Here is a 9253-nt window from a genome sequence, read left to right as displayed (position 1 = left end):
GGCGGTCTCGCAGATCAAGTAAGCCAGTTTCTGGAAAACTTCTAGGTACTGTACAAGATTCTACTTTTTCAAATTCTAAATAATAGTCTTCATAACTCTCACCATCCAACAAGGGACAATTAAAACCTGGGTGACCCCCAATAAAGTAAGGTAGCTTTCTATGTCCCTCAAGGTTTTTCACCCGATATTCAGTTCGAATTGTATTGCCAAGTAGTGAGTAGTTAATGGAAAGTTCAAATTCAAAAGGGTAATTTTTGACAGTTTCCTCATTTGATGAAATAGAAAATTCCAAAGAGTTTTTGGTACTATTTACATTTTTGAACAGCATTTTTCTCACAAGTCCATGCCTTGGAATTGTGCCTGTAAATGTCAATCTTTCTGCAGGTTCATAGATAGCCCAATCATTTCGTAAACTTCCACAAATCGGAAATAGAACTGGTGCTTGACCGCTCCAATAGGTCGGATCTCCTTGCCAAAGATATTCGATACCATCCTTGTCTTTAATAGAAATAATTTGCCCACCTAATTCAGAAAATTGTACTGTTAAGTTCTCATTTTTTAATTCGAGCATAAAAACTGCCTCCCTTATATGAAAACAAGGATGCTAACTTGAGCTAGGCATCCTTGTATTAGTTTTATTCAATAACCTGTGTTTCCGCTACTTTTTTATACCAATAAGCACTTTTCTTTGGATAACGTTCTTGGGTCTCAAAGTCAACATAGAACAATCCATATCGTTTCTCGTATCCATTTGACCAAGAAAATACATCCATCAAGGACCAGATGAAATAACCTTTAACATTGGCACCATCTGAGATAGCATCTGAAATCACTTCTAAATGCTTTTTCACGTAGTCGATTCGACCATCGTCATAGACTGTACCATCTACAAACTCATCTTTATAGCCTAGGCCGTTTTCAGTGATGTAGATTTTCTTATAGTTTGGATAGTCATTTTTCACACGCATGATTTGATCATAAAGGCCTTGCGGATAGATAATCCAATCCCAGTCCGTTTTTGGAATATCAACTGGAGACTCTCTACGACCAACTCCCTTGATTTGATACTTAGAACTTCCCTTTTCACCTTTACCATTATGGATAATTTCAGTCTCACCGTCATGAGCCCTCATCCAATCACTCATATAGTAATTGATGCCCAAGAAGTCGTTCAAATCTTTTGCGGCATCTAAGGCAGCAAAGTCTTCATCACGAAGGTCTAATTCCCCACCATTTACTTTCAGAATATGACGAACCCCTTCAAGAGTCTTTTCAGAATAGTAACCCAAGTATGTAGCATCTAGGATAAATTTATTGTGAATAATATCTTCAAGTTCCGCTGCACGGACATCATCTGGATTGGTTGGATCATAAGGATATTTCGTTGGCAATGCATGTACAACACCAATTTCTCCGCTATAGCCAGCATCCTTGTAGAGCTTAACTGCCTTGGCATGTGAAACCATCATATTGTGATGAGATTGGAATACTTTAGCTAAATCATACTGAATACCTGGCGGGAACTTCCCAACAAGATACTGACCGTCACCAATTGGGCCGATTTCATTAAAGGTAGTCCAGTAATTAACTTCAGGGAATTCTTTGAAGCAAAACGCTGCGTAATTGACAAAGTGTTCAATGTTATCTCGATTTAGAAAGTCACCATTAGAATGTAGCGTTTCTGGTGTATCAAAATGGTGGAGCGTTACAAATGGTTCTACGTGACGTTTATGGCATTCCGCAAATAATTTATGGTAAAACTCTACTCCCTTTGGATTCACTTCTCCAAAGCCTGTTGGTAAGATACGAGACCACGCAATTGAAATACGAATGCCGTTTACCCCAAATTGTTCACTTAGTTCTAAATCAACTGGATAACGATTATAAAAATCAGAAGCTGGTTCCGCAGTGTACCAGTAATTATCTTCTAGATACTTATCCCATGCAACACGACCTTTTCCATCCGTCTGTGTAGCACCCTCTGCTTGATATGCAGCAGTTGCTCCACCAAATATAAAATCTTTCGGTAATGTTTTAACCATATGCCTACCTTCTTCTATCAAAAATAAATAAAGGGGTAGGAGTTGGAGATGATAACACCCTCCCCTTTTGATTAAGAACCTGTATTCACAAGTGAAGTGCTTGTATATAAGAGATAGTTTTTCGCTAATCAAGGCGGTTTTTTGAAGGAATACTGACTGTATTTTGAAAAAAACTAACGATGAGTAGCTGAAAAACTAGCCTTAGATGGAAGTGCTGAACTGTGAATGTAGGTTCTAAAACTGTTGTTTGACAAAGTCAAGAGCACCTTGACCATCACGTGTGAGTTTAATGTATTGAGCCCCTTCAGTTTTGGCGAGTTTAATGCCCAATGCATCGGTTTCTTGTTTAATGTCATCGTAGTTTGATGCTACTTGAGGTGCAAGGATGACTAATTGATACTCTGGCAAAATTTCACGGTGTGCCCCATAACTTCCTGCTGTAGCTGTAACTGGAACACCATATTCTTTTGCAGCTTTAGTTAGAGCGTTGGCAAGCAATCCGCTTGTACCACCCCCTGCACAAAGTACCAGAACGTTGGTTTGTTCAGAAATTTCGGTATCGACTGCAGCCTTTTCAAGAATAGCATCCGCTTTGGCAGTATTAAAGTTAGCCGCCACTTTCTCTTTCAAGCTATTTTCAACTTTCCCTGATTGTTCTTCAGCAAGAATTTGCTCATCGTAAACTTTCAAGAATGGATAATAGATAAGTACATCGACAACTACCAATAAGATAGCTAGTGCAAAGGCAAGTGGAGCAAAGTTTGTCCCCATTACAATCCCCAATGGTCCTGGAGTTGTCCATGGCAAGTTAACGCTGAAACTGTTCATTTTTAGCGTATCAACAAAGAACTTGAAAATCCATACGTTAGCAATTGGAGCTAAGATGAATGGAACAAAGAATACTGGGTTGAGTACAAGTGGTGCACCGAACAAGATCGGTTCGTTTACACCAAAGAAAGTTGGAACAACTGAAGCACGTCCAATTGCTTTATTTCGTTTAGACTTAGTCAACCACATAAACATGAATGGCACAACCAAGGTAGCACCTGTACCACCCATTGTCACGATAAACATTTGAGTACCTGAAGTCAGGATTTTGTCCGCATGTTGACCCGCCTGTAAAAGCTGGAAGTTGGTTTCAATATTAGCATAAGTAATGGCTGCAATTGCTGGTTCAACAATAGATGGACCATGAATCCCTACAAACCAGAACAAAGCATAGGCACCAAAGATAATTGTAATACCAACATAACCATCTGCAGCTGTAAACAGAGGCTCAAATAATTTCAGAATCGCCTCAGCAACGTTTGTTCCAAGGAATTGACGTGTCACAAGATCAATTCCATACAAGACAAAGATAGACAATGCATATGGAATCACATCTTTAAATGCCTGGGATACGTTCGGTGGAACTTCGTCTGGCATACGAATGGTGACATTGTTTTTCACACAGACCTTATAGATATTAACCGTAATGAAGGCTGCTAGAAAGGCTGTCAAAAGTCCCTTAGTTCCCATGTATCCATTGGCAAATCCACCTTCAATACCATCAGAAGCCAGTAATAAGAAACCTGAAATTGAGGCAATCATGGTTGAAATGAAGTTGATTTGATTGGTTTTTGGCAATTGACGGTTAAACGCATCTGTCAAAGATTTTGCGGTCGTTCCTGCAACTAAGACAGCTACAATACCCATTGTATAACCGTAAGGTTTCATGATAGCTGCAACTGCTTCATCTGACCAAGTAAAACCAAAGATATTAGGCACGAAAGCTACCAATAGAAAGATACTTGAGAACAAGATAACTGGCATGGCAGCGATAAAACCATCACGGATAGCCCTTAAATAAGGGTTTCTCGAAATCTTTTCAAAAAAAGGTTTCCCTTTCTCAATGAATTCAATCAATTTATTCATTACTTATCACCTCGTTTGTAAAGTTCAATCATATGACTCATCATATCTTTCAATAACAATGTCGTCATGAGATGGTCTTGACCATGCATGAGCGTCACACTAAAGGCTAAATCCTCACCAGCCGCTTCTTTCTGCAACAAACTTGTCTGAGCATGGTGGGCTTCAACAATACAAGCATTGGCCGCTTCAACTAGTTCTTCTGCTTTTGCGTAATCACCTTTTTGAGCAGCAGCCAGTGCCTCCATCAATCGAGAACGTGCATCACCAGCAAATGCAACAATCTCAAAACCTAATAACGTAATTTCTTCTCTGTTCATAATATGAACCTCCTTTAAAATTGAATTGATTTACAATAACCGTTGAATATGTAGTACAATATAGAACCTTTCACTATCATTTACTGGCTCATCAACCAATGATGTAATCATCTCAAAAATCTGACTTCCAACCTGATGGGCTCTTGGATTCTGGAGCTTGATGTACTGTTCCAAACTAGCAATCGATTCATTTGACTGATGGGATCTATCTAAGTAATTCAGAAAATAGGATAGGTGAATCATAAAGCGATCATAAAAATTGCTATTTTCTTTTGTGCGTTTAATCCCATTCTCCGTTAGAATTTGTTCAACATCTGTTATAATTTTTTTGCTGATGTCCTGTTCTTCACTTGTGGGATGAATGGTTTCACCCTTTGCATTAATTAAGTGAAGTGCAATTCTACCAATCTCATCATTCGGAAGCTCTTTTAGCAACTTTTCACGAAACATAGCTAAGGCTTCACGCGCCATTTTATATTCCAATGGATATTCGGCTAAAATATTGGGTAACTTACTTTCTTGATAAGTATTCTTTAAAACCGCCTGATAGGCACAATAGATATGATCTGTCAGTGTCACATAGAGATATTCTTGTACAGGGTAATGATAGGTTGCTACAAGATGATTGATAACCGTGTAGGTTGCAGAAATAAAATCTAAGGGAATATCTTTTAATAAGGTTAGAAAATTTTCTTTGGCTTCATCATTTTTTAGCGAAAAGATATTCTCTATCTTATCCTTAACAATTAAATCTCCCTTTTTCTTTTGAAAGGTTATACCTAAGCCCATCACGACTGCCTGTTCCCCATGTTCATTTTTTACCAGAGCAGCGTTATTATTTAGTGACTGTATAATCCTAAACATAAATCCCTCCTATATTTTTAAGCAAAAAAAGACTACAAACAAACCGAGAATATTCTACTCTCAAATCCATTTGTAGTCTTGCCTAATCGAATTAGTTACAATCCACTCTATTCTTATTGATGAGATTATTATAGCATATTCTCAGAAAATGTAAACCCTTTCTTTTAAGAAAATGGTTATTTTTTATATTATTTTTCTAGCCAAGAAGTAGCAGTTTGAGACAAGACGGCATCAAGTCCTTCAATATTTTCACGACCAATAGTTCGTAACCATTCACGTGCTGCTTCTTCTCCTTGTTCAATGTAAACTGGCACAACACCTGCCCATGTTGCACGACCGCAGAGAACACCATTAAATTTAGCACCTGCTTCATGTGCAAACACTAGAGTATCTTGGAAGAGTTTTGCAGAGACACCTGCACTTAGATAAATGTAGGGCAAATGAGTTGATGCTTCTTGTTGACGGAAATGTTCGGCTGCTTCGTCTTTTGTATAAACGACTTCCCCTGTTCCAAAGCCTTCTACAAAATTCATGTTCACAGGTACTTCTACCTTGAGAACATCTACTCCAAAGCGTTCGTTAGAAAATACTTTCATGGCTTCATTTACTTTTCTAGGTTTAACTTTAGCAAACTCAACGCTAGCATTGTCATCAATCGTCTCATCGTAGCTCAAAATTTCCAAGAAGAATGGTAACCCTTCAGCCTGACATTCTGAACCTAAGCGTTCAATATAGGCATGTTTTTGAAGATTGACGTATGGGTCTCCATCAACATCATAATAGAGTAGGAACTTGATAGCATCTGCCCCTTCTTCTTTTAGTCGTTTTACAGACCACTCTACTAGGCAATCTGGTAATCGACTAGTTGAGCTTGTATCATAGCCAGTTTTTTCATAAGCTAAGAGCAAACCGCACTGTTCGTCACGGGCGCGTGATGCTGGCAAACCAAATTCAGGATCTAACAGAATTGAGGAAGAAAACTGTGTTAATTCCTCTGAAACTAGTTTCTTTAGTTCTTCCATCTGCTCCACAGTAGGTTCTTCTGTCTGATGTTTTGCCATCATTTTTTTCAGGGCTCCACGTTGGTCAAAAGCTAAAGCTGAAATAATACCTGCTTTATTGCTTACTTTTTCCATGTATTTTCTTTTGTCTGCTGTTACTACCATATTATACCTCTTCGACTTCGATTTGAGAATACAACGATTCTGCATTTTCTAAATTGACGCAACCCGTCTGTTCTTCCTGGGCATTTAGCATGCCCAAAACATTAGCATTTTTTAATAATTCTGCTTCAGGTAAGGCATGTACCAAACTAGCTGCAATACCTGCAACAGTTGAGTCACCCGAACCTACTGGATTGACGACATTTATTTTTGGAATTTTCACACGATAGAACTTGTCATTGTGCTTGGCAAAAGCACCCTGTGCCCCTAATGAGACGACTATCCAATCAATTCCTTGGAAAAGTTGACCAGACAAAACTGATTTCAACTCTTGAATATCATCAGTAACTTCTTTACCAATCAGTTGTGATAACTCTTCTGTATTCGGCTTAATAATTGTCGGCTTCTGCTGGCTTTCTAAAACGTTTTTCAGCGCCTCACCAGAACAATCCAAAACAACAGCTACACCGAATTTTTTACAAAGTTCTACAATCTCAACATAATAATTGCTAGCAAGTCCCTTAGGCAAACTTCCTGAAATAACAACAACATCTACATTGTTCAGGATAATTTCAAGGTGTTCAATAAAATTCAAGGCTTCATGTTCTTGAATAGTTGGTCCTTGTTCTAAAATCTCCGTCTGTTTGCCATCATGAAGAACCGCAATACAGTTACGTGTTTCGCTCCCAATTTCCACAAAGGAATTTTTAATATCATTTCGAGTGAGTTGTTTCTTTACATAACTTCCAATCTCACCGCCAATAAAGCCTGTTGCTACAACATCTTCACCAATTTGTTTCAAAACTCGTGTGACATTTAGCCCCTTACCACCAGCTGTTTTTTGAACTTTTTCTACTCGATTGACCGTATCTAAATGAAAGGTATCCAATTGATAGGCAATATCAACTGACGGATTTAATGTGATCGTCAAAATCATGTGAGCCTCCTAGTCGTGGTATTCTCCACGATCCCACTTTTCAAGAAATTCCGTAAAGAACTCTGGATTAGCTTGCTCTTGATTGCGAGTTTCAACTGCAGCAATCTTTTCAATTAAACGTTGGTTTTCTTCAGTCGGCTTGTATTCTGCTTTAATGAAGGCTTCAATGATGTCGCACATGAGCAACTCACCTGTAATCTTTCCTCCAAAACCAATGACGTTGGCGTTTAACTCTTCTTTTGCATAGAGTGCAGAGGTCATATCACGAACCAGGGCTGATCGAACACCAGGTACCTTGTTTACAGCATTGTTGATTCCAACACCTGTTCCACAAATACAAATTCCCAAATCTGCTTGTCCGCTTGCAACAGCTTCACCAACTTTTTTACCAAAGATTGGGTAATGAGTACGAACATTGTCATAAGTCCCAAAGTCCAACACTTCATATCCTTGATTTTTCAAATAATCTACCACAGCGATTTTTTCATAGGTTACAATGTGGTCACAACCGATTGCAATTTTCATCTCTTATTCTCCTTTGTTTACAACAATTAGCACATTTTATTTAACATATCGACACGAATTTGGTGACGGCCACCATCATACTCACCTTCAACAAATCCTTTAACGATATTTTTAGCAATTCCTTCTCCTACAATCTCACTACCGATTGTAATAATACGCGAATTGTTGTGTCCTCTTGTCATATAGGCAGAACGTTCGTCTGAAACTTCTGCAGCAATCATGCCTTTGACTTTAGTTGCGGTCATAAATGGACCAACACCATAAGCATCAATCACAATGCCAAGATTTCCTTCCTGTTGATTAACTTCTGCAACTACTGCCAAAGTTGTATCAACAAAATCACTTCCATCACTGACATCTTTAAAGTCATATGATTTTTCTAGCAAATAATCTTTAATAACGTCTTTTAGTTTTGAACCCGCTGGATCAGCACCGATAATGATTGTCATAACCTATCTCCTAACAAAAATAGAAAGTTGTAGCCATATTTGGCAGAAAATCTTTGTTTTGCAAAACTTAGAAAAAGCGTTTTCGCTTTTTATGTTTAAATTATACAACCAAACAAACACGAAGTCAACATATTTTGTTTTATTTTTGTTTATTTTTTTCGCATGCAAACAAAAAACCAACATTTTACTGTTGGTTTTGATAACTTTATGATTTTGTAGAAATAATTTCAATGTGGTTATGTAATAATTGGTAGTTTTCATCATTCGCATTCATATCTGTCACTAGTACTGTCAAATCATTCAAATCACTAAAAGAAGTAAAATCATCTTTTCCAATTTTCGAGGCATCTAGCAGTAGATATTTTTCTAAAGAATGTTTAATGGCAATATTTTGCGTATAGGCTTCGGCTAGGGTAGAGGTCATGACATCAGTTCCCTTAAGTCCGTTACCTGAAAAGAAAATCTTGCTGAATCGCATTTTTTCTAAACTTGTATTGGTAATTTCTCCTACAAACGATTCTGTCACTTGGCGATATTCTCCTCCTAAGAGAAAGACTTGAAAATCCTCTGTCTTCTTTTGAGATAAGATGGTAAAAACAGGCATACAGTTTGTGATGACAGTGAGACGAGGATTTTTAATGGCCTCAGCCAGAAAGGCAACTGTTGTTCCTGGACCTAAAAATACCGTGTCTCCATCTTCTATCAGCTGTGCAGCTCTTTCTGCTATCTCTTGCTTTGCTTCCTTATTTTGAATGTGTTTCTCAGAATGAGAATATTCACGATATTGAAAAGCCTTATTACTTCTAGCCCCGCCATGGATTTTGGTTAAAACTCCTTGCTCTTCCAATTCTATAAAATCACGTCGAACGGTCATATCAGTAACATTTAGCAATTCAACAATCTCAGAAATTCGAATAGTACCTTTTTTGTTTACCAAACGTGTAATTTCTTCCAGTCGTTCTCGTTTATTCATGTTTAATCCTTTGTTGTTTTTTTACATTATATCAAAAATCAACAAGAATATGTTGGAATTTTGAACATT

The 9253-nt window shown here is 37.8% G+C and carries 9 protein-coding genes and 1 pseudogene; all 10 read right to left on the bottom strand.

Features of this window, described 5'->3' with window-relative positions:
- A pseudogene (locus ODU37_RS10205) lies at nucleotides 1-571 on the bottom strand (aldose 1-epimerase family protein); the annotation flags it as partial.
- A gap of 64 nt (nucleotides 572-635) precedes the next feature.
- Entirely contained in the window at nucleotides 636-2042 is a 1407-nt protein-coding gene (gene lacG / locus ODU37_RS10200; protein WP_105148091.1) for a 6-phospho-beta-galactosidase, read from the bottom strand.
- A gap of 234 nt (nucleotides 2043-2276) precedes the next feature.
- Nucleotides 2277-3956 (bottom strand): lactose-specific PTS transporter subunit EIIC, encoded by a 1680-nt coding sequence (locus ODU37_RS10195; RefSeq protein ID WP_002941140.1) that lies wholly within the window; start codon nucleotides 3954-3956, stop codon nucleotides 2277-2279.
- Nucleotides 3956-4273: a PTS lactose/cellobiose transporter subunit IIA gene (locus tag ODU37_RS10190; protein ID WP_003048451.1), complete on the bottom strand. Its 318-nt coding sequence runs from the start codon at nucleotides 4271-4273 to the stop codon at nucleotides 3956-3958. The genes ODU37_RS10195 and ODU37_RS10190 overlap by 1 nt, the downstream gene beginning before the upstream one ends.
- 30 nt (nucleotides 4274-4303) lie before the next feature.
- Complete coding sequence (locus tag ODU37_RS10185; protein WP_249562571.1) at nucleotides 4304-5137, bottom strand: PRD domain-containing protein; 834 nt, start codon at nucleotides 5135-5137, stop codon at nucleotides 4304-4306.
- A gap of 188 nt (nucleotides 5138-5325) precedes the next feature.
- Complete coding sequence (gene lacD / locus ODU37_RS10180; protein ID WP_105159115.1) at nucleotides 5326-6303, bottom strand: tagatose-bisphosphate aldolase; 978 nt, start codon at nucleotides 6301-6303, stop codon at nucleotides 5326-5328.
- 1 nt (nucleotide 6304) lies between these two features.
- On the bottom strand, nucleotides 6305-7237 hold the full coding sequence (locus ODU37_RS10175) for a tagatose-6-phosphate kinase (RefSeq protein ID WP_105159116.1): 933 nt from the start codon (nucleotides 7235-7237) through the stop codon (nucleotides 6305-6307).
- A gap of 9 nt (nucleotides 7238-7246) precedes the next feature.
- A complete protein-coding gene (gene lacB, locus ODU37_RS10170; protein ID WP_105159117.1) occupies nucleotides 7247-7762 on the bottom strand; it encodes a galactose-6-phosphate isomerase subunit LacB in 516 nt (171 codons plus the stop codon).
- Between the two features lie 26 nt (nucleotides 7763-7788).
- Nucleotides 7789-8211, bottom strand: a complete 423-nt coding sequence (gene lacA / locus ODU37_RS10165) for a galactose-6-phosphate isomerase subunit LacA (protein WP_002935225.1) — start codon at nucleotides 8209-8211, stop codon at nucleotides 7789-7791.
- Between the two features lie 205 nt (nucleotides 8212-8416).
- Nucleotides 8417-9184: a DeoR/GlpR family DNA-binding transcription regulator gene (locus tag ODU37_RS10160; RefSeq protein ID WP_398580483.1), complete on the bottom strand. Its 768-nt coding sequence runs from the start codon at nucleotides 9182-9184 to the stop codon at nucleotides 8417-8419.
- Nucleotides 9185-9253: the final 69 nt, after the last annotated feature.

This window comes from Streptococcus sp. 2021WUSS109 (genome assembly GCF_044427305.1).
GTDB lineage: Bacteria > Bacillota > Bacilli > Lactobacillales > Streptococcaceae > Streptococcus > Streptococcus suis.
The sequence above is the reverse complement of the archived record's forward strand: the minus strand, read 5'-3'. Positions and strand labels throughout refer to the sequence as shown.